General features: G+C 69.0%; 23 protein-coding genes. 14 read left to right on the forward strand and 9 right to left on the reverse strand.

All coding sequences use genetic code 11. The features are described 5' to 3' along the window. The first annotated feature begins 106 nt into the window (after positions 1–106). The 3 genes from B2869_RS07145 to erm all read left to right on the forward strand — a co-directional run bounded on the left by B2869_RS07145 (position 107) and on the right by erm (position 2,897). Positions 107–1,309 carry a sensor histidine kinase gene (locus B2869_RS07145; protein WP_292764373.1) on the forward strand — a complete coding sequence of 401 codons (1,203 nt, stop codon included), beginning with the start codon at positions 107–109 and terminating at the stop codon, positions 1,307–1,309. Then, a complete protein-coding gene (locus B2869_RS07150) occupies positions 1,306–1,908 on the forward strand; it encodes a response regulator transcription factor (RefSeq protein ID WP_136025318.1) in 603 nt (200 codons plus the stop codon). The genes B2869_RS07145 and B2869_RS07150 overlap by 4 nt, the downstream gene beginning before the upstream one ends. Before the next feature lie 224 nt (positions 1,909–2,132). Continuing rightward, positions 2,133–2,897 carry a 23S ribosomal RNA methyltransferase Erm gene (erm, locus tag B2869_RS07155; protein ID WP_292764376.1) on the forward strand — a complete coding sequence of 255 codons (765 nt, stop codon included), beginning with the start codon at positions 2,133–2,135 and terminating at the stop codon, positions 2,895–2,897. Between the two features lie 57 nt (positions 2,898–2,954). Here the strand turns inward: erm and B2869_RS07160 are convergent, their stop codons facing one another. Then, positions 2,955–3,767 carry an alpha/beta fold hydrolase gene (locus tag B2869_RS07160; RefSeq protein ID WP_292764379.1) on the reverse strand — a complete coding sequence of 271 codons (813 nt, stop codon included), beginning with the start codon at positions 3,765–3,767 and terminating at the stop codon, positions 2,955–2,957. Between the two features lie 145 nt (positions 3,768–3,912). On the opposite strand from B2869_RS07160, the gene B2869_RS07165 reads away from it, so the two are divergent. From B2869_RS07165 to B2869_RS07200, 8 genes are all read left to right on the forward strand, one after another. Next, positions 3,913–4,419 carry a methylated-DNA--[protein]-cysteine S-methyltransferase gene (locus tag B2869_RS07165; RefSeq protein ID WP_292764382.1) on the forward strand — a complete coding sequence of 169 codons (507 nt, stop codon included), beginning with the start codon at positions 3,913–3,915 and terminating at the stop codon, positions 4,417–4,419. Between the two features lie 104 nt (positions 4,420–4,523). Continuing rightward, on the forward strand, positions 4,524–5,927 hold the full coding sequence (gene thrC / locus B2869_RS07170; protein ID WP_292764385.1) for a threonine synthase: 1,404 nt from the start codon (positions 4,524–4,526) through the stop codon (positions 5,925–5,927). A gap of 240 nt (positions 5,928–6,167) precedes the next feature. Then, positions 6,168–7,505 carry a purine-cytosine permease family protein gene (locus B2869_RS07175; protein WP_292764387.1) on the forward strand — a complete coding sequence of 446 codons (1,338 nt, stop codon included), beginning with the start codon at positions 6,168–6,170 and terminating at the stop codon, positions 7,503–7,505. A 39-nt stretch (positions 7,506–7,544) separates the two neighbouring features. After that, the gene (locus tag B2869_RS07180; RefSeq protein WP_021198103.1) at positions 7,545–9,092 is read left to right on the forward strand and encodes a hydantoinase/oxoprolinase N-terminal domain-containing protein; all 1,548 of its coding nucleotides are present in this window, start codon (positions 7,545–7,547) and stop codon (positions 9,090–9,092) included. A 1-nt stretch (position 9,093) separates the two neighbouring features. Then, positions 9,094–10,194, forward strand: coding sequence for a DUF917 domain-containing protein (locus B2869_RS07185; RefSeq protein ID WP_292764392.1), 1,101 nt, complete (start codon positions 9,094–9,096; stop codon positions 10,192–10,194). Then, positions 10,191–11,309 carry a DUF917 domain-containing protein gene (locus B2869_RS07190; RefSeq protein ID WP_029259728.1) on the forward strand — a complete coding sequence of 373 codons (1,119 nt, stop codon included), beginning with the start codon at positions 10,191–10,193 and terminating at the stop codon, positions 11,307–11,309. Before B2869_RS07185 ends, B2869_RS07190 begins: the two co-directional genes overlap by 4 nt. Positions 11,310–11,319: 10 nt before the next feature. Further along, positions 11,320–12,348, forward strand: a complete 1,029-nt coding sequence (locus B2869_RS07195; protein ID WP_292764395.1) for a DUF917 family protein — start codon at positions 11,320–11,322, stop codon at positions 12,346–12,348. Further along, entirely contained in the window at positions 12,345–13,859 is a 1,515-nt protein-coding gene (locus B2869_RS07200; RefSeq protein WP_292764398.1) for a PucR family transcriptional regulator, read from the forward strand. Before B2869_RS07195 ends, B2869_RS07200 begins: the two co-directional genes overlap by 4 nt. Before the next feature lie 12 nt (positions 13,860–13,871). Here B2869_RS07200 and B2869_RS07205 read toward each other — a convergent pair whose 3' ends face one another. From B2869_RS07205 to B2869_RS07215, 3 genes are all read right to left on the reverse strand, one after another. Then, positions 13,872–14,285, reverse strand: coding sequence for a VOC family protein (locus B2869_RS07205; RefSeq protein WP_021198098.1), 414 nt, complete (start codon positions 14,283–14,285; stop codon positions 13,872–13,874). Positions 14,286–14,390: 105 nt separating this feature from the next. Beyond that, a complete protein-coding gene (locus B2869_RS07210; RefSeq protein WP_292764402.1) occupies positions 14,391–14,657 on the reverse strand; it encodes a glutaredoxin family protein in 267 nt (88 codons plus the stop codon). 303 nt (positions 14,658–14,960) lie between these two features. Continuing rightward, complete coding sequence (locus B2869_RS07215; RefSeq protein WP_292764404.1) at positions 14,961–15,701, reverse strand: SDR family oxidoreductase; 741 nt, start codon at positions 15,699–15,701, stop codon at positions 14,961–14,963. Between the two features lie 107 nt (positions 15,702–15,808). Here B2869_RS07215 and B2869_RS07220 point away from each other — a divergent pair, with 107 nt between their 5' ends. Continuing rightward, positions 15,809–17,158 carry a M20/M25/M40 family metallo-hydrolase gene (locus B2869_RS07220; protein ID WP_292764407.1) on the forward strand — a complete coding sequence of 450 codons (1,350 nt, stop codon included), beginning with the start codon at positions 15,809–15,811 and terminating at the stop codon, positions 17,156–17,158. Positions 17,159–17,213: 55 nt separating this feature from the next. Continuing rightward, complete coding sequence (locus B2869_RS07225) at positions 17,214–18,674, forward strand: MFS transporter (protein ID WP_292764410.1); 1,461 nt, start codon at positions 17,214–17,216, stop codon at positions 18,672–18,674. Positions 18,675–18,677: 3 nt separating this feature from the next. On the opposite strand, the gene B2869_RS07230 is transcribed toward B2869_RS07225, so the two are convergent. The 5 genes from B2869_RS07230 to B2869_RS07250 all read right to left on the reverse strand — a co-directional run bounded on the left by B2869_RS07230 (position 18,678) and on the right by B2869_RS07250 (position 22,609). Continuing rightward, positions 18,678–19,505, reverse strand: a complete 828-nt coding sequence (locus B2869_RS07230; protein WP_292764413.1) for an acyl-CoA thioester hydrolase/BAAT C-terminal domain-containing protein — start codon at positions 19,503–19,505, stop codon at positions 18,678–18,680. Further along, positions 19,502–19,762, reverse strand: coding sequence for a hypothetical protein (locus B2869_RS07235; RefSeq protein WP_231494466.1), 261 nt, complete (start codon positions 19,760–19,762; stop codon positions 19,502–19,504). The genes B2869_RS07230 and B2869_RS07235 overlap by 4 nt, the downstream gene beginning before the upstream one ends. Positions 19,763–19,958: 196 nt before the next feature. Beyond that, positions 19,959–21,128 carry an RtcB family protein gene (locus tag B2869_RS07240; RefSeq protein WP_136025329.1) on the reverse strand — a complete coding sequence of 390 codons (1,170 nt, stop codon included), beginning with the start codon at positions 21,126–21,128 and terminating at the stop codon, positions 19,959–19,961. Positions 21,129–21,403: 275 nt separating this feature from the next. After that, positions 21,404–21,808, reverse strand: coding sequence for a VOC family protein (locus tag B2869_RS07245; protein ID WP_292764419.1), 405 nt, complete (start codon positions 21,806–21,808; stop codon positions 21,404–21,406). Between the two features lie 33 nt (positions 21,809–21,841). Continuing rightward, the gene (locus B2869_RS07250) at positions 21,842–22,609 is read right to left on the reverse strand and encodes a siderophore-interacting protein (RefSeq protein ID WP_292764422.1); all 768 of its coding nucleotides are present in this window, start codon (positions 22,607–22,609) and stop codon (positions 21,842–21,844) included. A 101-nt stretch (positions 22,610–22,710) separates the two neighbouring features. Between B2869_RS07250 and B2869_RS07255 the strand changes: the two genes are divergently transcribed. Beyond that, entirely contained in the window at positions 22,711–23,706 is a 996-nt protein-coding gene (locus tag B2869_RS07255; protein WP_029259750.1) for a siderophore ABC transporter substrate-binding protein, read from the forward strand. The last annotated feature ends 23 nt before the right edge of the window (positions 23,707–23,729 follow it).

The following is a 23,729-nucleotide window of genomic DNA, read 5'->3' on the forward strand; positions in this document are numbered from 1 at the left end:
CAGTCCAGCCGAGTGCTCCGTTCGGCGGCAGTGTCGGCCCGTCATCGCTTCCCGGGCGGATCGCACGACGCATCCGTGACAACTGTCACGGCTCTATCGTGGGAGCGTGAGCAGCCGCGTCGAGCCCCTCGCCCCCGTCGAGCCAAGTCCGGGGGCGAGACAGCTGTCTCGCGGTATCACGGCGACCTGGTGGTACACCGTGACCGCCGTGATGTTCCTCCAGGTGATGCTGGTCTTCGCGTGGACGGGCATCCTCGCCGCGCAAGGTCAGAACGGTCCGCTGATCCTCGTGGTCGCCGTCGGCGGCCTGGTGTGGTGCGCATCGACGGCCTTGCTCCTGTTCGACTACCGCCACCGTGTCGACGCGGTGCCGGGATTCCGCTGGAGGCGCATCGCCGTACCCCTGCTCATCGCCGTCGCGTACGGCACGGTCGCCGGGGCGCTTGCCGGGAGCTGGCAGCTCGCGGCGATGCCGATCGTCCAGTCGGTGGTGCTTCTGAACTGGCCGCGAGGCATCCGCATCCGCGTCGTCGTGGCGGGAACGCTGCTCCTGCTGGTGCTGGCCGCCGTCGACTCCTCCGCTCACGCCTTCGGTGCGGTGCTCGCGTGGTGGGTGGCCGTGATCTACACCGCACTCTTCCCCGTGATGACCGTGAGCTCGTTGTGGTGGTGGGATGTGCTCGTCACGCTCGACCGCGCCCGCACCTCGGAGGCGAAGCTCGCCGCGACCCAGGAGCGGCTGCGGGTCGCGACCGACGTGCACGACCTGCAGGGTCACCATCTCCAGGTCATCGCGCTGCAGCTCGAACTCGCCGAGCGTCTCCTGCCGAGCGATCCGGATGCCGGCATGGAGCAGCTGCGCGCCGCGCGGGTCAGCGTCGACGAGGCGCGTCAGGGGACCAGGGACCTCGCGACGCGCTTCCGCTCGGTGCCTCTCGGCGATGAACTCGCCAACGCCCGCGACCTGCTGACCGCGGCCGGGCTCGAGGTGGACGCCGCCATCGGTGCGGATGCCGACTCCGCACCGGCATCGGCCCTCGGCCCGGTCATCCGTGAGACGACGACCAACGTGCTGCGCCATGGCGGCGGGGAACGCGCACGCCTCGTGCTCACGCGCGTCGCGGGCACGTGGCGATACGAGATCGCCAACGACGTCGTGCCCGGCGCGGTCGACGAGGGTGACGGATCCGGATTGGACGGCGTCCGTCGGCGCGTCGAAGAGGTCGACGGCACGCTCGACGTGCGTCGGGACGGGGACGAGTTCGTGGTGGTCGTGACGGTCCCGGCGCGGTCGGAGGAGACACGATGATCCGTGTGCTGATCGCCGACGATGAGGCGATGATCCGCTCCGCGCTCGCCGCCCTCCTCCGGCTGGAAGACGATATCGAGGTCATCGCCGAGTGCGAGGACGGCGAGCAGGCGGTCGTCGAGGCTCTGCGACTTCAGCCCGATGTGTGCCTGCTCGACCTCGAGATGCCCGGGCTCGACGGCGTGCAGGTAGCAGAGAAGCTGCACAGGGCGATCGCGACGCGGTGCGTGGTCGTCACCCGTCACGCGCGTCCAGGCGTGCTGCGCCGTGCCCTGGCCTCCGGTGTCTCCGGCTTCCTGCCGAAGTCGCGTGGGGCGGACGAGGTCGCCGCCGTCATCCGCCGGGTCGCGGCGGGGGCTCGCTACGTCGATCCGGAGATCGCCGCCGATGCCCTGAGCGACGAGCGCTCACCGCTCACGGACCGCGAACTCGACGTGCTGCGTGCCGGTCGGCGTGGGGAGACGACGGGGCAGATCGCACGAGCGCTCGCTCTCGCCCCGGGGACGGTGCGCAACCATATCTCCGTCATCCTCGGAAAGCTCGCGGTCGGCACCCGTCAGCAGGCTGTTCTCGTCGCCGAGGAGCGCGGCTGGATCTGACGACCGATATGCTGATGCGCATGGGAACGATATGCGCAGCGCCCGTGATGGGGCGCAACCTCGTGTTCCGCGACCGCCGCGCCTGACGGCGCGCTCGCTCATCGCACGCATCTGCGCGCCGTCCACCGAGATGTCATCGCACCTCGGGACGGGCAGTCCTCAGCGACGCCTCTTCGCGTCCTCCCCCCTCCGAGGTGCTCCGATTCTTCTTCTGGAGCGCACTCATGCCTCGTTCGATCCATGGTGGCCGTCACGAACTCGGCCAGAACTTCCTCACCCATCGTCCGACCCTCACCCGCATCTCCGGCCTCGTCCGCCAGACGTCCGGTTCGATCCTGGAGCTCGGCTGCGGTGACGGCGCCCTGACCCGCGCTCTCGCACAGCTGGGCAGGCCGCTCACCGCGATCGACATCGACGAGCACCGCGTGCACCGACTGCGCGCGACGCTGCCCGGCATCCGTATCGAGATCGCCGACGCCACACGTCATCCGCTCGATGCCGAGGTGGTCGTCGGCAACATCCCCTTCCACGTGACCACGCCGATCCTGCGGCGCCTGCTCTCGCGCGGTCGCTGGAACGAGGCGGTGCTGCTCACGCAGTGGGAGGTGGCGCGCAAGCGGGCAGGCGTCGGCGGTGGCACCATGATGACCGCGCAGTCGGCGCCGTGGTTCGAATTCTCCCTCGAGGGGCGGGTGCCGGCGTGGGGCTTCTCGCCGCAGCCGAGTGTGGACGGTGGCCTGCTCGCGATCACCCGACGGGGTTCTCCGCTCGTCCCTGTCTCCGATCGGCGAGCGTACGAGGAGTTCGTTCGGGTGATGTTCACGGGGCGGGGAGGCAGTCTGCCCGCCGTCCTCGCGGGTGCGGCGGGGATCCCGATGCCTCGAGCACGACGCGTGGTGGCGGCTGCCGGGGTGACCGGCCGGAGCCTTCCTCGCGATCTGCGTCCGGAGCACTGGGCCGCGCTCTGGCTCCAGGTCTCGCGGGAATGACGCGCTGAGGCCGTCGAGCGCTGAAGGGGCTCGACGGCCGCGTCCGTCACGTCGTCCTCAGTGCGCGAGGACCTCGCGCAGGCGAGCCGAGAATTCCGCAGGGTGATCGACGAATCCCGTGTGGTCGCCGGGGAAACGGGTCGGCTCGATGCCGAGCTGCGCACCGAGTGCCGTCGTCGTGCGCTCGCAGAGCTGGTCGACCGACTCCTCGCCGATACCCAGGACGAGGTCGTCCGCCCGTGCCCGCAGAGTCCCGACGTCGGGCTCCCAGCGCACGCTGGCCGGCAGCTCGTGCTGGAACCAGAACTGCTCGTCCTCCTGATGCTGCGGATCGACCTCACCGCCGAACCACTGGACGAGCATCTCCTCCGGCATCGGGATGTTCGCCTGCGCGAAGAACAGCCGCCAGGCGCCGACGCGGTCGCCCGAGAGGGCTGCCGCGGTGAGCTCGTCGGTGAGACGACGCTGCTCGACGCGGTCGGGGAGCAGCTCGAGCAGCGGGGGTTCGTGGGCGATGACCGTGGACGCGAGGTCTCCATGCGATTGCACGAGCGCCAGGCTGGTCACCGCGCCGCCGCTCGATCCGAAGACGACCGCCGGCCCGCGATCGACGTGGGCGATGAGTGCCGCGAGATCGTCGGCGCGCTGCTGGGGGCTCGAACCCCGGGAACGGTCGTGGAGGATGCTCCGCTTGGCGCCGCGCGGGTCGGATGTGAGCACCGTGTGATCGGTCGCGAGTTCGACGGCGAACGGGGCGAAGGCATCGGCGTCCATGGGGGCGCCGATCAGGACGAGGAGCGGTCCTTCACCGCGGAGTTCGTAGTGGAGACGGACGTCGGGCAGGTCGAGCGCAGCCGTGGTGGTGCTCATGTGGTGCTCCTTGTCATCGAGGTGGCGTTCCCGTGCTCTGCGGTTTCGGTAGGTCCAGGTTCGCCCCCCGATGCGTCCTGGCGCCATACCCGTCCGCAGAGTGCCGCGGACGATCGCTGTCGCTGTCGGGAGGTACCCTCGACGCATGCCCGCCTTCGCAACGCTCGCGACCCCGGTCGGCGTCATCGGCGTCGTCAGTGACGGTGCGGCGATCACCCGCGTCACGTGGCGATCGACTCCGCCCGAAGGGAGCCTGGCGCCGTCAGACCCCACCTCCGATCCGCTGCTCGCCGAGGCGCTCGCCCAGCTCGCCGCGTACTTCGCGGGCACCCTGCATCGCTTCGACGTCCCCGTCGATCTCGGGGATCAGACGGTCGCGACGCGGGCGGTCCTCACGGTGCTGCACGAGACGGTCGGCCACGGTGAGACGATCACCTACGGTGGACTCGCCGCGCGCAGCGGCACAGATGTGCCGGCCCGGGGGATCGGGTCGATCATGGGGGCGAACCCCGTCCCGCTGATCGTGCCCTGCCACCGGGTCGTCGCGGGCGATGGGCTCGGCGGGTACTCGGGCGGCGATGAGGGACACGGGCTCGAGACCAAGCGCTGGCTGCTGGAACACGAGGGTGCGTTGCCGACCTCTCTGTTCTGAGCGGCTCTCTTCTGAGCGGAAGCCGCCTCTCGTGTCATCGCGTCATCGCGGACGGGAACACCCTGCGAGAATGGACGGGCCGAGTCCCGAGCCGAGGAGCCAACGTGCAGTTCATCTCCACCCGCGGCGGCATGCAGCCGCAGTCGTTCAGCGAGACGCTGTTGGAGGGCCTCGCGCCCGACGGCGGACTGGCGGTACCCGAGGCCATGCCGACCGTCGACGGCGAGACGCTCGAGCGGTGGCGCGCCCTGACCTACCCGCAACTGGCGACCGAGGTCCTCGGTCTGTTCGCGACCGACATCCCGCGCGCCGACCTGGCGCGCATGACGGATGCGGCCTACGCCGACTTCCCCGACGGCGTGGTGCCGCTGCGCGCGATCGATGACGAGCTGACCCTGGTCGGGCTCTCCGAGGGGCCGACCCTGGCGTTCAAGGACATGGCCATGCAGTTCCTCGGCCAGGTGCTCGAGTACACGCTCGAGCGCAACGACTCCGTGCTCAACATCCTCGGCGCCACTTCGGGAGACACCGGATCCGCGGCAGAGCACGCGCTGCGCGGCAAGGAGCGCGTCGCGGTGTTCATGCTGTCGCCGCAGGGACGCATGAGCGCGTTCCAGCGGGCGCAGATGTTCTCGCTCGACGATGCGAATGTGCACAACATCGCGGTCGATGGTGTCTTCGACGACTGCCAGAACCTCGTGAAGAAGCTCGCAGGAGACCTCGACTTCAAGCGCGCGCAGCACTTGGGTGCCGTGAACTCCATCAATCTGGCGCGCATCACGGCGCAGACCGTCTACTACTTCTGGGCGTGGCTGCGGGCGACGGACGCCGGTGGCTGGACCGAGCTGTCGTTCACGGTGCCCTCCGGGAACTTCGGCAACATCCTCTCTGGATTCTTCGCGAAGCAGATGGGACTGCCGATCCGGCGACTCGTGCTGGCGGCGAACGAGAACAACGTGCTGGACGAGTTCTTCCGCACCGGCGTCTACCGGCCGCGCAGTGCGGCCCAGACCCTCGCGACCTCGAGCCCCTCGATGGACATCTCCAAGGCGTCGAACCTCGAGCGGTTCATCTTCGAGCTGGTCGGTCGCGACCCGGCCCGCGTCGTCGGCGCCTGGGACGACCTCGAGGCGCAGGGCCACTTCGACTTCTCCGCCGAGCAGGAGCGCTTCCTGGAGGAGTTCGGCATCGTCAGCGGCACCTCGACGCACGAGGATCGACTGGCGACCATCCGCGCGGTGTACGAGACGACGGGTGAGGTCATCGACCCGCACACGGCGGACGGCGTCAAGGTCGCACGCGAGTACGTCGAGCCCGGTGTGCCGATGCTCGTGCTCGAGACGGCCAAGCCGGAGAAGTTCGCCGAGACGATCCATGAGGCCATCGGTGTGGAGCTCGGCTACGCGCCGGAGCTGCAGGAGATGCTCGACGCGCCTCAGCACGTGACCGAGATGGGTGACGACGAGCACGCGCTCCGCGCCTTCATCGAGACCAACGCGCTGCACTGACCTTCGACCTCGACCCGCGAGGTGGTCGAGACCCACGCCTCGAGCCGAGACCCACCCCTGGGCGATGTCCGCAGGGGTGGGTCTCGTCGTCGGTCGTGATGTACCGGCGGCCGCGGACGGAGCGAGTGGTGTGCGATCTGCACATCCATGGGTGATTCTCGTGCGATATGCACATGTCGGCCGTGTGGGAAGCGTCGCTACTGTGGCGCACAACCCGTTCCCTCCTCCCGAAGGATCCTCATGGCACGCACGGCGCACGCAGACGACTTCGCGCTCTCCCGAGTGACTCCCGAGGCCCGCAGACCCTGGTTCGGAATCGCCGTGCAGCGATTCGGGCAGGTCTCGGCCCTCTCGCAGTTCCTCCTCGGCGCGACCCTCGGTTACAGCATGACTTTCGGCGAGGCCGTCCTCGCCTTCCTCTTCGGCTCGCTCATCCTCGAGGTGATCATGTGCGTGGTCGGCTTCATCGGCCAGCGCGAGGGCCTCAACACCGCTCTGCTCGCACGCTGGACCGGCTTCGGCGAGATCGGCGCCTCGCTGGTCGGCCTCGCGATCGGTATCAGCCTCATCGGCTGGTTCGGCATCCAGTCGGCCATCTCCGCGCAGTCACTCGACGCTCTCATGCCCGGTGCCCTGCCGGTCTGGGCCTGGAGCCTCATCTTCGGCCTCGCCGTCACCGCGATCGTGGCCTTCGGCTTCGTCGGGATGCAGTGGCTCGCGAACATCACCGTTCCGCTGTTCCTCATCCTGGTCGGCTGGTCGGTCATCACCGAGCTGAGCCGTCACGACATCGGCGAGCTGCTCACGGGACCGGCGCCCGGACCCACGATGAGCGTCTGGGCCGGAACCGGCATCGTCGCCGGTGGTCTCATCGTCGGTGCGATCATCACGGGTGACATGACCCGCTTCAACCGCTCGCGCGCCGACGTGATCAAGCAGACCGTCCTCGGTGTCTCGCTCGGCGAGTTCGTGATCGGTCTCGCCGGCGTGCTGCTCGCCCACGCGGCCGCCACGGGCGACATCGTCGCGATCGTCACCTCGTCGGTCGGTTTCATCGGCCTGTTCATCGTGCTCACCGGCACCCTGAAGATCAACGACTGGAACCTGTACTCCTCCACGTTGGGCCTGGTGAACTTCATCTCGACCGCGTTCGGCAAGAACCTGCACCGCGTCACGACGACCATCGTGCTGGGCGTCGTGGGATCGATCCTCGCCGCGGTCGGCATCCTCGGACAGTTCACCGAATTCCTGATCGTGTTGAGCGTCGCGTTCCCGCCCATCGCCGGGATCATGGTGGCCGAGTACTACATCGTGCGCCGCTGGCGCCCCGACCTCGACGCCACCCGCGAAGCCGGCACCCTTCCGACGACCGCTCCGCGCATCGTTCCCGCGACGATCGTCGTGTGGCTGGTCTCCGCGCTGGTCGGCTACTTCGTGACCTGGGGCATCCCGTCGCTGCTGAGCCTCTTCCTCTCGATGGTGCTCTACATCGTGGCCGGCGGGCTCGGCTGGGTCCGTGGCGTCGGCGTGGCGACGACACGACAGGCCACCTCGGTCGAAGCAGCAGCAGCGGCCTGAGCCGCCGAGACAGACACCCCTCACAGGAAAGCGAGAATCATGCATATCGGCATCGACGTCGGCGGCACCAACACCGACGCAGTCCTCATGGACGGCACCCGCACGCTCGCGGGCGTGAAGCACTCGACCACCCCCGATGTCACCGGTGGCATCATCCAGGCGATCGAGGACCTGCGGGCCGGGCACGCCTTCGAGGGCGCCGACGTCGATGCCGTCATGATCGGCACGACGCACTTCATCAACGCGCTCGTGCAGGCCAGCCGCCTGGCACCGGTCGCCGCCCTCCGGCTCGGACTGCCCGCCACGCGGGCGCTGCCGCCGCTGATCGACTGGCCCGAGGTTCTGGTCGAAGCCACTCAGGCCCGCAGCTATCTCGCCCACGGCGGCTATGAGTTCGACGGCCGGCCGATCTCGCCGCTCGACCCGGACGAGATCCGGGCGCACGCGGAGGACATGAAGGCGCACGGCATCCGCTCGGTCGCGATCTCGTCGGTGTTCAGTCCGGTCAACCACGACCTCGAGGTGCGGGCGGCCGAGATCGTCGCGGAGGTGCTGGGCACGGACGCCGCCATCTCGCTGTCCCACGAGATCGGTCGCATCGGGCTGCTGGAGCGCGAGAACGCGACCATCATCAATGCGGCGCTGCGTGAGCTCGCATCGGAGATCGTCGACGGGCTCACCTCCGCCGTGCGCGCCCAGGGCATCGAGGCGCCGATCTTCCTCAGCCAGAACGACGGCACGCTCATGGACGAGGAGTACGTGCGGCGCTACCCGGTCGCGACCTTCGCCTCCGGCCCGACCAACTCCATGCGCGGGGCTGCTGCCACGAGCGGACTCGACGACTGCGCCGTGATCGACGTGGGCGGCACCACGGCCGACATCGGTCTGCTGATCAACGGCTTCCCGCGTGAGACCGCGAACGAGGTGAAGGTCGCGGGCATCCGCACCAACTTCCGGATGCCCGACGTGCTCTCGCTCGGCATCGGGGGCGGGAGCATCGTCGACGAGGAGACCGCCGAGGTCGGTCCGGCTTCGGTCGGATACAAGCTGACCACCGAGGCTCTGGTCTTCGGCGGTTCCACCTTGACCGCCACCGACATCGCGGTCGCCGCGGGTCGCGCACAGGTGGGCGATGCGAGCAAGGTCGCTCACCTCGACCCGGCATTCGTCGAGCGGGTACTCGCCCGCATCGCCGAACGCGTGTCCGAAGCCGTCGACCGCATGCGCACCTCGCCCGAGCCCATCGCGGTGGTCGCTGTCGGCGGGGGATCCATCCTGCTCCCCGACGAGCTGCCACTGTTCGGCACCGTGCACCGCCCGGAGAACTATGCGGTCGCCAACGCCATCGGCGCGTCGATCGCGCAGGTCGGCGGCGAGATCGACAAGGTCTACGCGATCGAACCGGGGCGTCGCGACGAGACCATCGCCGAGGTGCGCGCCGAAGCCGTCGACAAGGCGATCGCGGCGGGCGCGAAGCCGTCGACCGTGTCGATCATCGACTTCGACGAGGTGCCGATCCCGTACCTCCCCGGCAACGCGACGCGCATCCGCGTGAAGGCCGTCGGCGACCTCGACATGGGAGCGTGACATGAGCTGGACGATCACTCCCGCGCACATCGACGGTCTCGCCCGCGGTGCCGCCGTCCTCGGCACCGGCGGGGGAGGAGACCCCTATATCGGAGCACTGCTCGCTCGTCAGGCGCTGACCTCCGGCGACGTCACGGTCGTCGGCCTCGACGAGGTCCCCGACGACGCTCTCGTGCTGTTCGTCGCGATGATGGGAGCACCGACCGTGATGGTCGAGAAGCTCCCGAGCCTCGCCGAGGTCATCGAACCGGTCAGGGCGCTCAGCGTGCACCTCGGCCGTCCGATCACCCATATCGCGTGCGCCGAGGTCGGAGGGGTCAACTCGACCATCCCGATCGCCGCCGCTGCCGCGCTCGGCCTTCCGCTGCTCGACGCCGACGGCATGGGGCGGGCATTTCCGGAACTGCAGATGGTGCTCCCGACGCTGTACGGCGTGACGGCATCGCCGCTCGCGTTCAGCGATGAGAAGGGCAACACCGGCGTGCTGCAGACGGTCGACAACTCGTGGACCGAGCGCATCGCCCGCGTGGCCTGTGTCGAGATGGGGTGCTCGGTCATGATCTCCGGGTTCTCGATGTCGGGATCTGCCGCGCGGGAGTCGCTCGTCTCGGGGTCGCTGTCCCGCTGCATCGAGATCGGGCAGCGTATCGCCGCCGCACGCGACGAGAAGACCGATCCCGTCGCGGCGGTCGTCGAGCTTCTCGGCGGGCGCCAGCTGTTCGACGGCAAAGTCGTCGATGTGCACCGCGCCACCACGACCGGCTTCGCGCGCGGACGTGCACGTATCGACGGCGACGGCGACGCGACGCTGACGCTGCAGTTCCAGAACGAGCATCTCGTGGCCGAGGCCGACGGGACCGTGCTCGCGACCACTCCCGATCTGATCATGGTGCTCGACGGGGAATCCGGCGAGCCGATCACGACCGAGGCCCTGCGTTACGGACAGCGCGTGCGGGTGATCGCGGCCCCCGCCGATGAGCGCTGGCATTCGGAGGCGGCGCTCGCGATGGTCGGCCCCGGCTACTTCGGGTACGACATGCCGGCGCACCGCTTCGACGGCAGCATCTCGGCAGGATTCGTCTCGACGGGAGCCGCGGCATGAGCTGGCAGCTCACCGCCGCAGACCTTCCCGATCTCGCCCGCGGTGCGACGCTGCTCGGCACCGGCGGCGGCGGTGACCCGTACATCGGCAAGATGCTGGTCGAGCGCGTGCTGGGGGAGGGGAGCATCACGATCCTCGACCCGGACGAGCTCGCCGACGACCTGTTCGTGATCCCGACGGCCCAGATGGGCGCGCCGACCGTGATGATCGAGAAGATCCCTGCCGGGACCGAGCCCACCCTCGCCCTGCGCACGCTCGAAGAGCACCTCGGGCGGAAGGCGGACGCGACGATGCCGATCGAGTGCGGCGGCATCAACTCGATGATCCCCCTCATCGTCGCGGCGGAGACCGGGCTGCCCGTGGTCGACGCCGACGGCATGGGCCGTGCCTTCCCTGAGCTGTCGATGGAGACCTTCGCCGTGTACGGCGTGCACGGGTCGCCCCTCGCGCTCGCGGGAGAGCGGGGTGAGAAGGTCGTGATCGACACGGGAGACGACGACCGCCAGATGGAGTGGCTCGCCCGCGGCATCACCATCCGACTCGGCGGTGTGGGACACATCGCCGAGTACGCGATGACCGGAGCCGACGTGCGCCGGACGGCCGTTCCCCGGACGATTTCGATGGCCCTCGCGCTGGGCCGCGCCATCCGGATCGCCCGTGAGGAGCATCGCTCGCCGTTCGACGCGATCGCCGAGACCCTGGCGAGCACGCTCTACCCGCACCTGCGCGAACTCTGCGTCGGCAAGGTCGTCGACGTCGAGCGGCGCACGACCGAGGGGTTCGCCAAGGGGAGAGCCGTCATCGCGCCCCTCGGTGCCGACGAAGGCGACACCTTCGAGATCTCCTTCCAGAACGAGAACCTCATCGCCCACCGGAGCGGGACGCTGGTGGCGATCGTGCCCGACCTCATCTGCGTGGTCGATCACGAGACGGCGGAGCCCATCACGACCGAGGGCCTCCGCTACGGGCAGCGCGTGCGGGTGCTCGGCATCTCCACACCGGAGATGATGCGCACACCCGACGCGCTCGCCGCCTTCGGCCCGTCCGCGTTCGGCCTCACGGCGGAGTTCGTTCCGCTCGAGACGCTGGCCGCGGGTGAGGACGTTTCTCCCTAGGCTGGAGCGCATGATGCTGCAGCGCGACGACCTCACGGCGCTCGCCCGCGGCTATGCGCTGCTCGGCTCCGGCGGCGGCGGCTCGACGACCATGCTCGAGCTGATGCTCGCCGGTGCCGAGGGCTGGCCGATCGAGGTCTCGCCGATCTCGGCGCTCGACCCCTCCACGCCCTGTCTCGGGGTTGCCTTCGTCGGCTCGACCATGCTGCTGGAGGAGCGTCTTCCGGGTGCGGCGCCGTTCACCCGGCTGCTCGACGCCGTCGAGCGGTGGATCGGTCATCCGGTCCCGGCGGTCTGTTCCCTCGAAGGCGGCGGCATGAACGGGCTGTCACCGTTGCTGCTGGCCGGGTCGCATGTCGTGGTCGATGCGGACTGCACCGGCCGGGCCGTTCCGGGACTCGACCAGATGTCGCTGTTCGTGGATCGCGTCCCCGGCCTCGTGTTCGCCTGCGATACGGGCTTCGACGGCGTCGCGCTCGTCGAGGCGCACCGGGCGATCGATGCCGAGCGTGTCGTCCGATCGGCGATCATCCAGGCCGGCGGGGTCGGCTGCGCCGTGCTGGGCGGGTTCACGGTCGGCGATCTGCGGGAGCACGCGATCGGCGGCCACCTCGCCCATGCGCTCGACCTCGGTCGGGCCTATCTCGGCGCCGCGACCGCTCCGCTCCCGATCCTCGCCGATGCGCTCGGGGCGGAGCTTCTCGCCGAGGGGCGCATCGTCTCGGTCTCCTCGTCTGCGCACGATCCCCACGTGAACGCGGTGGAGATCAGCGGGCTCGCCGGGGCCGTGCACCGGGTGGTCAGTCGCTCCGAGACCCTCGCCGTGCTGACCGACGGCCGTCTGGTCGCATCCGCGCCGACGATCATCGTGGTCATCGATGCGATCTCGCGGGAGATCCTGGAGGTCACCGAGCTCCGACTCGCGCGGAACGTCGCGGTGCTCGCCATCCCCGCGCCGGAATGGTGGAATGCCCGACCGGATCGGCGGGCGAAAGTGCTGCCCTCGGCATACGGACTCGACGATCTGGACGCGGCGTGAACGAGAGACTGCAGTTGAGCGCGCTGCTCGCCCACGGCGAGAACGGCGGGCTTCGGAGAGTCGCGGGCCCCGAGGACGCCGCGTGGGAAGCGGTGACGGTAGGGGCGGGGGAGTCCGAGCTGAGCGCGAGCGGGCCCGATCGGCTCGCGGTCCTGACGGCGACCGCCCCGACGTCGACCTGGCAGCAGGACGCGCTGTTGCGGCGGCTGCGTGATCGCGGATACACGGGACTAGCGCTCTCGGGAGCGGCCTCGTTCGATGCCGGTGCTTTCCGCCTCGCGGATCGGATCGGTCTGTGCCTGCTCGATGTCGAACGTCCCATCCAACTCGCGAAAGCGTGCTGGATGCTGATCGAGGCGCGGGATGCGCTGATGCTCAGCCAGGTGCGCAAGGTCGCGCAGTCGTTCGAGTATGCCGCCGATGACCTGGCCGATCTGCTGGGGCACATCGCCGCGAACCTCGGTGTCGGTGCCGCGCTGATCGACTCGTCGGGAGTGCTGCAGGAGGCAGGTGCGCATCTCGACGAGCGACTGCACGCCGCGATCGGTTTCGAATCCTGGCTCGATCGGGCCGGTGTCGGCGATGCGGCGGCCGCGTCGGTGCGTGTGGACAGCCCGGGGCGCAGCGGGTTGCGGCTCGTGCTCTTCGGTCGAGGACTCGGGGAGGCACAGGTGCAGTCGCTCTCCGTCGCCGCCGAGGTGGCGATGCCGGCGGTCGCCGCACGCATCTTGATCGACGAGGTGGCGGCGGTGAACGACGTCGCCGTGTCCTCCGGGCTGCTGCGCGACTTCGTCGATCTGCATGGGACGGCCGACGCCGATGTCGAGCGGCGCATGGCCGAGCGCGGCTGGCGCACCGGTGGACATCACCTCGGCTTCCGGATGGTGGCGAGGGGACGACTCGATTCCTTCTCGCTGCTGCGGACGGTCAGTGCCGGGCTCAGCGCCATCGACGGCGATGCGCACGCGACGACGGCCGGTCGAGGACTGAGCGGGTGGCTGACCTTCCCGGAGTCGCCGGATCCTGACCGGGTGGAGCGGGCGGTCGCGTCCCTGCGGGAGCTCCATCTGAGTGCCCTGCGCGATTTCGCCGTCGCCACCGGCATCGGCTCGCTCCAGGGAGGACCGGAAGGCCTCGCCGCGACTCTCGACGAGGCGGGGGATGCGGCGCGCATCGCGGCGTCGCGATCGGCGACGGGGTGGTTCGTGCGCGTCGACAGCCTCGGACTCGAGCAGCTCCTGCTCGCCTGGACCGGGAACGACACGTTCGTCCCCGCTGCGGAATCCCTGCTCGCACCGTTGCGGGCGGGAGGGGGAGAGCTGCTCACCACCCTGTCGTCGTACCTCGACCACGAATCGGGCATCGCTGCGACTGCGACGGCGCTCGGTCTGCACCGTAACACCGTGACCGTGCGGATCCGGCGTGTGCAAGAACTCCTCGGCATCGACCTGACCGACCCGGAAGCGCGCTTGGCGCTGCATCTCGCCTGTCGGGCGGTGCAGCCGCGCTGACGCGGAGTGGTCTCACTCCTCCGGGTCGCCGTGCAGCATCCACGGGATGCCGAAGCGATCGACGAGCATGCCGAAGAGGCCGCCCCACGGGGGCACGTCCAGCGGCATCGTGATCGTCGCGCCGTCGGAGAGCTTCTCCCACACGGCGCGGGTGGTGTCCTGGGAGTTGCCGCTCAGTGACACCGAGAACCCCTGCGGCTTCTCGTAGGGCATGCCGTCGGGGGAGTCGGAGGCCATGAGCACCAGACCGCCCGGAGCATCGAGTTGGGCGTGCATGACGAGGTCCTTCTGGCTCGGATCCTGCACCATGTCGGGGAACTCTCCGAAGGTGTTGATCACCAGGTCACCGCCGAGGACGCTCTGATAGAACTCCATCGCCGTGCGGGCCTCGGTGCGGAACGAGAGATACGGGTTGAGAGCGGGCATGAAGACTCCAGGAGTGTGTGAACGGTGTCATGGCCGGCACCGCTGGAACTCAGTCTGCGCTCGGATCGAGAGGGCCCGCAAGAGGGATCCGGAGCGACGGCGGCCCTAGGCCGGGAGCGCCTTGACCGCGGCGGTGAGCACCTGCGGGACCGTCGGCACACCGGTGGCCCGGAAGACTTCGGTGCCGGTGGAATCGTGGATGATCACGGTCGGTGTGAACCCGATATCCAGCTTCTCGGCAGCATCCGGATCCTGTGCGACGTCGATCTCGGTCACGGTCGCGTCGGGGAGGAATCGTGCGGCCTCGGCGAGAACGCTCCGGGTCCGTGCACAGGCGCCGCAGAACGACGATGACACCAGGGTCAGTTCCATGTGCACCTCCAGGGGGCGCCACGCGCCACCATGGATGCAACCGTCACCTGTTTCGTGGTGTTCCCGTGAGACGGCGGAGGTGCTCAGGCGACGGAACGCCGCACGCTCGGTCGGATCAGCCTCGAGAGGTCATCCGCGGTCGAGGCCGAAGGTGTGCTTCACGAGCGCGCGCACGTCGCGGTCGAGGCCTTCGATACGGCTCCCCACGGCGTCGATGCGAGTGTTCACCGAGACGAATCGCGCATCGACGGCCTCGAACCGCGCATCGACGGCATGTGGAGAGGGACTGGAGCAGGGGCACCGCTAGCGGGCGGCGAGCCATTCGGCGAAGCTCTGGCGTCCGAGATCTGCGTCAGGACCGGGGAGAGCGTGCCCCGCTCTCATGCCGGCCATCTGCGGCCCCGGCACGTTGAGTCTCGGTATCCATCCGCGGAATCCCGTCCGCCGCGCGAACGCACGCACCATGTCAGACAACTGCTCTTCCCGAGGGCCGGCGAGGTCACGCACGCGTCCCTGCGGCTCGGCAGCGGCGAGTGCTGCGAGACGCGCGCCCACTTCCCTCGCAGCCACGGGCTGCGTGCGCGCGTTCGGGGCGATGTGCACGGGTCCCAGCTTCGCCCGGGCGAACATCTGCTCCGCGAACTCATGGAACTGCGTGGCCCGCAGGATCGTCCACGGTACGCGCGACGCCTCGACGATCTTCTCCTGGGCGATCTTGCCGGCGTAATAGTCGTAGGGAATGCGGTCGATCCCGACGATCGACAGCAGCACGACCTGTCCGACTCCCGCATTCGCCGCCGCTGAGACCAGGTTTCCGGTCGCGGCGGTGAAGAACTCGATGGCCGCGCTCGCCTTGAGCGTTTCGATGCTCGCGACGTCGACCACCGCGTCAGCGCCTGCCAGGGCGTCGTCCAGCCCCTGCCCGGTCACCAGGTCGACTCCCTGCGACCGGCTGAGGACGACCGCGTCGTGTCCCGCTGTGCGCACCGCCTCGACGGTGTGCCGTCCGACGGTCCCGGTTCCTCCTGCGACGGCGATCCTCATCCGTGTTCTCCTTCGTCTCGGTACATCTTTCTCCGGAATCGACGATGCGGGCGACCGAAACGCGTGATGTCGGATCACGCCGGAACGCGGCTCCGCTGCTGGGTACGATGGCGACTGTGACCACACCGACCGTGCGCCCGGGCATCGCCGAGCGACTTTCGCAGATGATCCGGATACCGACGGTCTCGGCCGAGCTCGAGGAACGCGGACCGGCTCCCTTCGAGGAGTTCGTCGCGCTGATCGCGGAGCTCTACCCGTTGACGCACGAGAAGCTGGGTCTGGAACGGCACACCGACTTCGGCCTCCTGTTCCATTGGGAGGGGAACGGTGCGACCTCCGACGAGCCCGTCGTGCTGATGGCCCACTACGACGTCGTCCCGGTCGACGAGAGCGACGGCTGGACCCATCCGCCGTTCGCCGGCGTGATCGCCGACGGATCGGTGCACGGCCGTGGAGCGCTGGATGACAAGGGCCCGCTGATCGTGGTCCTCGAGGCGGTCGAGAATCTGCTCGCCGACGGGTTCGTGCCGCCCCGTGATGTGTACCTCTCCTTCGGGGGCAACGAGGAGACGTACGGGCGCGCCGCCGAGCAGATCGCGCGAGTGCTGCGCGAACGCGGGGTGGTCCCGTGGCTCGTGGTCGACGAGGGTGGTGCCGTGGTCGACGCGCCCCTGCCCTTCGTCCCCGGCCGTGCCGCGATGATCGGTGTCGGGGAGAAGGGCGTGATGACGCTCCGGCTGACGGCCCGCGGCGACGGCGGCCACGCCTCCGCTCCGCCGTCGTCGACCGCCGTCCGGCGCATCGCCACGGCCGTGGACCGACTCGGACCCACCACCTTCCGCCCGCGGGCGTCGAAGGCGATCCTGCGGATGCTGTCGCAGCTGGCCGGGCAGACTCCGGGCCCGGCTCGGCACCTGCTGCGGTTGCTGAGTTCTGCCCCGCTGCTCACCGCGCAGGTCTTCGCCGCCCTCGGCGGCGAACCCGCAGCTCTCGTGCGCACCACGGTCGCGCCGACGATGCAGTCGGGCGGTACTGCGGCGAACGTGCTGCCGTCTCAGGCATCCGCCACCGTCAACCTGCGCATCGCGCTCGGCGAGACGACGCAGCAGACGGTGTTCCGGGTACGTCGGCGCATCCGTGACCCGCTCGTCACGGTCGAAGTCGTGGAGGCGAGCGAGCCGTCGCCGGAGTCGCCGACGGACAACGCCCAGTTCGAGCTGCTGGCCGAGGCCCTCGACGTCGCTTTCCCCGGGGTGCCGGCGGTGCCGTATGTGATGATGGCCGCCACCGATTCGCGACACTTCCACCGGTTCTCGCCGGCCGTCTACCGCTTCGCACCGCTGGACATGTCGAACGCCCAGCGTGCCTCGATCCACGGCGTCGACGAGAGCGTCGAGATCGCCGCCCTGGAGCGGGGGGAGCGATTCCACCGGGCGCTGCTCGAACGGCTAGGGTGATCTCACCCTCCCCCCGGAGTGTGCCGGGGAACCCGAAGCAGAAGCAGGAGACGCGATGACGCGCACCCGCACCCTGGGCACCCTCGCCATCGTCGTGGGCTTCCTCGCCTTCGTGGAGTTCACGAGCGGTGTGCTGCAGGGGTACTACACCCCGATGCTCACCGACATCGCGCGCCATCTGGGGATCCACGACGCCGATGTGAACTGGCTCGAGGGAGCGCAGCTGATGCTGTCGGCACTCGTGGTCCCGGCGTTCGCGAAGCTCGGTGACATGGTCGGCCACAAGCGGATGCTGCTGATCTCGACCGCTGTCACCGCCGCCGCCGCTCTGGTGCTGCCTTTCACCGACTCTTTCCCGGTTTTCCTCGCGGCGTGGGCGCTGATGGGGTTCTACGTGGTCTGGCTTCCGCTGGAGATCGCTCTGATCTGGTCGCGCTCGCGGCGCATGGAGGGGCGTTCCTCGATCACGGCGAAGGCAGCGGGCCTCCTCGTCGCGGCGCTCGAAGGAGGTGCGATCATCGGCGCGCTCGTGGGTGGCGCGCTCATCGATGTCCTGCCGCTCACCGTGGTGCTGCTGGTGCCTGCCGTGCTGATCGTGGTCTGCTTCTTCGTGATCCTGTTCGGGGTCAAGGAGTCGCCGGAGCCGACGGGCGGTCTCTTCGACACGGTCGGCCTCGTGCTCATCTCCCTCGCCCTCGTCTGCTTCACCGGGGGTCTCAGTCTGCTTCGGCTGGAGGGCGGCCTGACCAACCCCTGGTCCTGGGCGGTGGTGGTGCTCGGCGTCCTGCTGGTGATCCCGTTCGTCCTGTGGGAGCTCCGCGCCGACGATCCGCTGATCGATGTGCGGATGTTCCGTTCGCCGGCGCTCGGCCCCGTCTTCCTGACCGCCGGGCTCTTCGGCGTCAGCGTGCTCGGCGCGCAGGCTCCGCTGTCGACGTTCGCGCGTACCGATCCGACGGTCTACGGCTACGGTCTCGGCACGAGCGGCTTCGCGACCTCGCTGATTATCGGCGTGTATCTGATCGCCATGATCGCGGGGGCTCTCCTGTTCCCGACCGTCGCCCGGCGGGCCACGCCGCGCCTGACGCTGATGGGTGCGTCCGTGCTGGTCGGCATCGGGTTCCTCCTCTTCCTTCCGTTCCACGACACGTACGCGCAGGTCGTCACGAACATGGTCGTTGTCGGACTCGGCTCGGAAGCGCTGGTCGCCGCGCTCCCCGCCGCTGCCGCATCGGCCGCTCCGGCCACGCAGACCGGTGTCGCGACGGGGCTCACCAACTCGGTGAAGACCGTCGGCGGCGCGATCGCCTCGTGCGTGTTCGGCATCGCGCTCCTGCATGGGGTCGCGAGCACGGCAGGCGCGAGCGAGGGAACGGCCGGCTCGCTCGCGGGCTACTTCACGGTGTGGATCGTCTGCGGGGTGACCGCCCTCGTGGCCGCGGTGATCCTCGTGTTCGTCCCGAAGACCGCGTTCACCGACCGATCTGTCGAGACCGAGGCGGCCTCGGCCCTCTGACGCTCAGGCGCGCAGCCCGAGTGCGTGCACGATCTGCGGCCACGCGAGGGTACCGAGTTCCGCGTCAGCCGATGGTGAGCCTCCTCGTGCCATCGTCACTCCACCGGTGGCGATCGACTCGCCGGGCAGGATCATCCGGTGCCCGGCGGGGGAGTGCGTGATCAGCGTCGTCTCCCGTCCGTTCGCTCTGCGGCGCTCGACGATCTCGGCGGCGAACCGGTCGCTCGGCCAGACACGGTCGTCGCCTCCCGCGATGAGCACGACGACGCCGCGGATGCTCTCTGAGAGGATCGTTGCGGCTGCAGTGGCGTCAGGAGCGCGATCGAGGCTCGACTGGTACAGGGACCGGTATTCGGGCGGTTCGGTCGACGGCGACCACGACGAGTCGAACGGGACAGCCGGGAGCCGAGCCCCCTGCCAGGTCCAGTGCGACGACCAGTCCCCGTCGGCGAACCCCGCCCAGACGACGGATGACGGTGCGACCGCGACCGTCACGTCGACCGGGTGAAGGGACGCGGTGACCAGGGCAGCCTCCGCACCGAACGACGTTCCGAAGATCGCGACGCGGTCGGCATCGTGCCGCAGGAGGTCCAGCTGATCCGTGAACAGCTCGATCGGCACTTCGTGGGGTGAGGGGCGCTGACCCGCACCACCGAACCAGCGGATGGCGCGGACCCGGGCCCCGTGCCGTGCGAACAGGTCGGCCCGTTCTGCCTCCACGCGCCCACTCGACCCCGCGAGGAGCAGGATCGCGGTGCCGTTGGGCACTTCCGGATAGGCGTCATACCGGTCGGGTGGGGCGACCGAAGCGTGGTCTCGAAGGGTCGTCATCCGTCGCGGTCGAGACCGAACGTGCGCTTCACGATCGCCTGCACGTCGCGGTCGAGCCCGTCGATGCGGTTGTTCACGGCATCGAATCGTGCGTTCATCTCGGTGCGCAGACCGCCGATCTGCCCGTTCATCTCGGTGCGCAGACCGCCGATCTCACTGCGGACGATCCGGACGAACAGGGTCGAGACGACCGTGAGCGTGCTGAACATCAGCACGGTGAACGATCCGATCATCGTCCAGATCTGCGCGTCATTCATGAATCCCACTTCCTCATCGTCGCATCGATTCGGCAAGCCTGCCAGAGCCCGGGAGCCGAAGATATCGGTCGCGCACGAGAGGGGGACAACCCGGCCTCTGACGTGTCGGAGCAGGAGAAGACGATCCGCCCGCGGATCTCGCGGGGAAGGGGTGGAGAGGAGACCCGGGCGGTGGGATCCCACCGCCCGGTCCTGCTCAGTCGCCCTTCACGTTGACGATCTGCCGCAGCGTGTGCCGGATCGACACGAGTCCGGCGGCATCCGCCATCACCTGGTCGATCGGCTTGTACGCCTGTGGGATCTCGTCGATGAAGGCATCGGTGTCACGGAACTCGATGCCCGTCATCGCCTCTCGCAGCTGGTCGTGCGTGAAGGTCCGCCGCGCCGCCGAGCGGGAGTACTCCCGTCCGGCACCGTGCGGGGAGGAGTTCAGCGACTGCGGGTCGCCGAGCCCTTCCACCACGTACGAGGCAGTCCCCATCGACCCGGGGATGAGGCCCGGTCGACCGGCGTCCGCCTGGATGGCGCCCTTCCGTGACACCCACACCTGCTTCCCGTAGTGCTTCTCCGACTCGGTGAAGTTGTGGTGGCAGTTGATGCGCTCCTGTTCGTCGACCGGGGTTCCGAGGAACTCCGACACCTGCCGGATGACGCGATCCATCATCTCCTCCCGGTTCAGCAGCGCGAAGTGCTGGGCCCACCGCAGCTCCCGGATGTAGCGGGTGAACTCCGGTGTGCCCTCGACCAGGTATGCCAGGTCGGGGTCGGGAAGGTCGATCCACCACTGCCTCGCCAGCCGCTGGGCGACGGCGATGTGGTGCCCGGCGATCTTGTTGCCGACGCCTCGCGAGCCCGAGTGCAGGAACAGCCAGACCCGATCGAGCTCGTCGACCGACACCTCGATGAAGTGGTTACCTGAACCGAGCGTGCCCAACTGCAGACGCCAGTTCCCGGCGTACTGCGCCGGGTCGAAGCCGTTCTTCTCGGCGAGCTGCTCCAGCTCGGCGATGCGCGGTTCCGCGGTGGCCACGACCTTGCGGTTGTACCGGCCGGCCGACAGGGGGATGGCGCGCTCGATCTGCTCCCGGAGGTCGGCGAGCCGACGACCGTCGACGTCGCTCCTCGTGAACGGCGTACGAACGGCGATCATCCCGCAGCCGATGTCGACGCCGACGGCGGCGGGGATGATCGCGCCGAGCGTCGGGATGACCGAGCCGACCGTCGCCCCCTTGCCGAGGTGCGCGTCCGGCATCAGTGCCAGGTGCGGGTGGATGAACGGCATGCGGGCCGTGGTGTGCGCCTGAGCGAGTGTCTTCTCGTCGATCAGGGACGCCCACGACAGCAGCCGTGCGGAGAGCCTCTCCATGATTCCTTTCCTTGTGGTGATGTTCAGCCACAGGTCAGAGGAGTCTCCAACGGAAAACGCCCCGGACCTGACGGTACGGGGCGTTGCGAGAGCGGATGCTGTCACACGGCGCGTGCCGGAGGGTACGACTCGTAGCGGTCATTGCGCTTCTGCTGAAGCGGCAACACCGCTGCCTGGGGAAGGTTTCGCTGCGCGGTCATCCGTCGTGCTCCTCGGCTGGTGTGCTGCGCCGATCGGCACAGCTTTGCCACACTAGGGCGCGACACGCCCGGGAGTCAAGCCGTCTCGCGGGGCGGGTTGTGCATGAACTCGACCCGGATGCCGTCCGCGTCCTCGACGAACGCGGCGTAGTAGCGCTCCGAGTAGCGCGGATACTCCTTGGGCTCGCGGACGGCTGTCCAGCCGGCGTCGACCGCGACCGCGTGCAGGCGGTCGACCTGCTCGCGCGTCGGTACCGCGAAGGCGATGTGCTGCCAGCCGATGCGGCCATGCTGATGCGGAGCGGAGTCCTCATCCCAGGTGTAGAGGATGATCTCGGTCTCGTCGCCGTTGTTCCATGAGATCGAATGATCGTTCGCGCCCCCGCTCTGATACCCGAGAGCGGTGAGCACGGGGTGGAACTGCGCCCGTCCGCGCTCGAGGTCGTCGACGGTGATGCCCAGATGATCCAGAAGAGCCATGGGTCGAGTCTTCCAGGAACCGCCGACGTCGTACTAGTGCGGGGCGTGGTATTCGGCTTCGCCGCGCTTCCAGTAACCCTTCACGACGGCTTTCGCGGTGTCGACGCTCCAGCGCTCGAGCAGCGCTCGGCCGGGCTTCACGATCGACTGCTCGGCGGCGATGAAGACGAACGGGTCGGCACCGATCGTGTGCTCGGCGGTCAGTCCCTCGAGGAAGGCGATGAGGGCGGAACCGGAGGGCGCCTCGCCACGATGCAGCCACTCGATGTCGACGGGCGCGTCGATGTCGACCTCTCGGCCGGGGTTCACGGTTTCGATCACGATGCGTGCGGGCGTGCCGTCGGGGATCAGCGCAGCGAAGCGACGGATCGCCGGAATGGCGGTTTCGTCGCCCACGAGCAGCCACGAGCCGGGCTCACCGGACAGAACGGCCGCCCCGCGGGGACCGCCGACACCGATCGTCGATCCGAGCGGTGCCGTCGCCGCCCACGGCGCGGCGACGCCTTGGTCACCGTGCACGGCGAACTCGACGTCGAGCCAGTCCTCGCCCCAGGCGAGCGGTGTGTATTCGCGGCTGGGTGAGGCTCGGAGCTCCTCGACGGATTCGGTGGGGCCCGCGGGGAAGAACAGGCGCATGTGGTCGTCGGAGCCGGGAGACTCGAAGCCGGCGAGATCGGAGCCCGTCAGGCGCACACGCACGAAGTCGGGGGCCAGCCACTCGCGGGCGCTCAAGGTGACGTTGCGGAAGCGCAGCTCGAGGCCGCGACGCTCGATCGAGAAACCGGATTTCGTATCGCTCATAAAGTAAGGCTAACCTAAATGTGCCGAGGGAGAGTCGCCCTCCACCCTCGGCTTCCGGCGCCGCAGCGTGCGCATCGATCCCGCAGAACAGGAGTCTCTCCATGTCCGTGCCCAGAACCCTCACCGCCACGAGCGCCGCTCTCGTCGGCCTCCTCGCCCTCGCCGGCTGCACCTCCGGCGGCTCGGCGGAACCGGAGAAGACCGAACCCGCAGCAGCGACCGTCACGATCGAGGACAACACCGGCACGCACGAGATCGCGACGCCTCCCACATCCGTCGTCGCGCTCGATAACCGCACCTTCCAGACGCTGTCCGACTGGGACGTGGAGCTCTCCGCCGGGGCCGTCGCGCTCATGCCGGAGACCGTGTCGTACGTGAAGGACGACGCGATCGTCGACATCGGACTGCACAGCGAGCCCGACCTCGAGGCGGTCGTCGCCGTCGAGCCTGACCTGATCATCAGCGGTCAGCGGTTCACGCAGCACAACGCCGCGATCGCCGATCTGGTCCCCGACGCCACGATCGTCGACCTCGAGCCGCGCGAAGGTGAGCCCTTCGGAGACGAGCTCAAGCGCCAGGTCACCGTCCTCGGCGAGATCTTCGGCAAGCAGGACGAAGCCAAGAAGCTCGTGGACGACTTCGACGCCGCTGTCGAGCGCGCCAAGGCGGCGTACGACGATGCCGACACCGTCATGGCCGTGAACACCTCCGGCGGACAGATCGGCTACCTCGCCCCGACCGTCGGACGCTCGCTCGGACCGATCTACGACATGCTCGGCTTGACCCCCGCGCTCGAGGTCGACGACGCGACCGACGACCACCAGGGCGATGACATCTCGGTCGAGGCGATCGCCGCCTCGAACCCCGACTGGATCCTCGTGCTCGACCGTGACGCCGTCTTCGCGGCCGACACCCCCGACTACGTGCAGGCCGCGGAGATCCTGGAGAGCTCCGAGGCGCTCGCCGGCGTCACCGCTGTGAAGCAGAAGCAGATCGTGTACATGCCCACCGACACGTACCTGAACGAGAGCATCCAGACGTACACGACGTTCCTCGACGACCTCGCCGACGCCCTCGAGAAGAGCGCGAAGAACTGAGGTACGGCGGCGGCATCCGGACG

The organism is Microbacterium sp. UBA3486, from assembly GCF_002377845.1.
GTDB lineage: Bacteria > Actinomycetota > Actinomycetes > Actinomycetales > Microbacteriaceae > Microbacterium > Microbacterium maritypicum_A.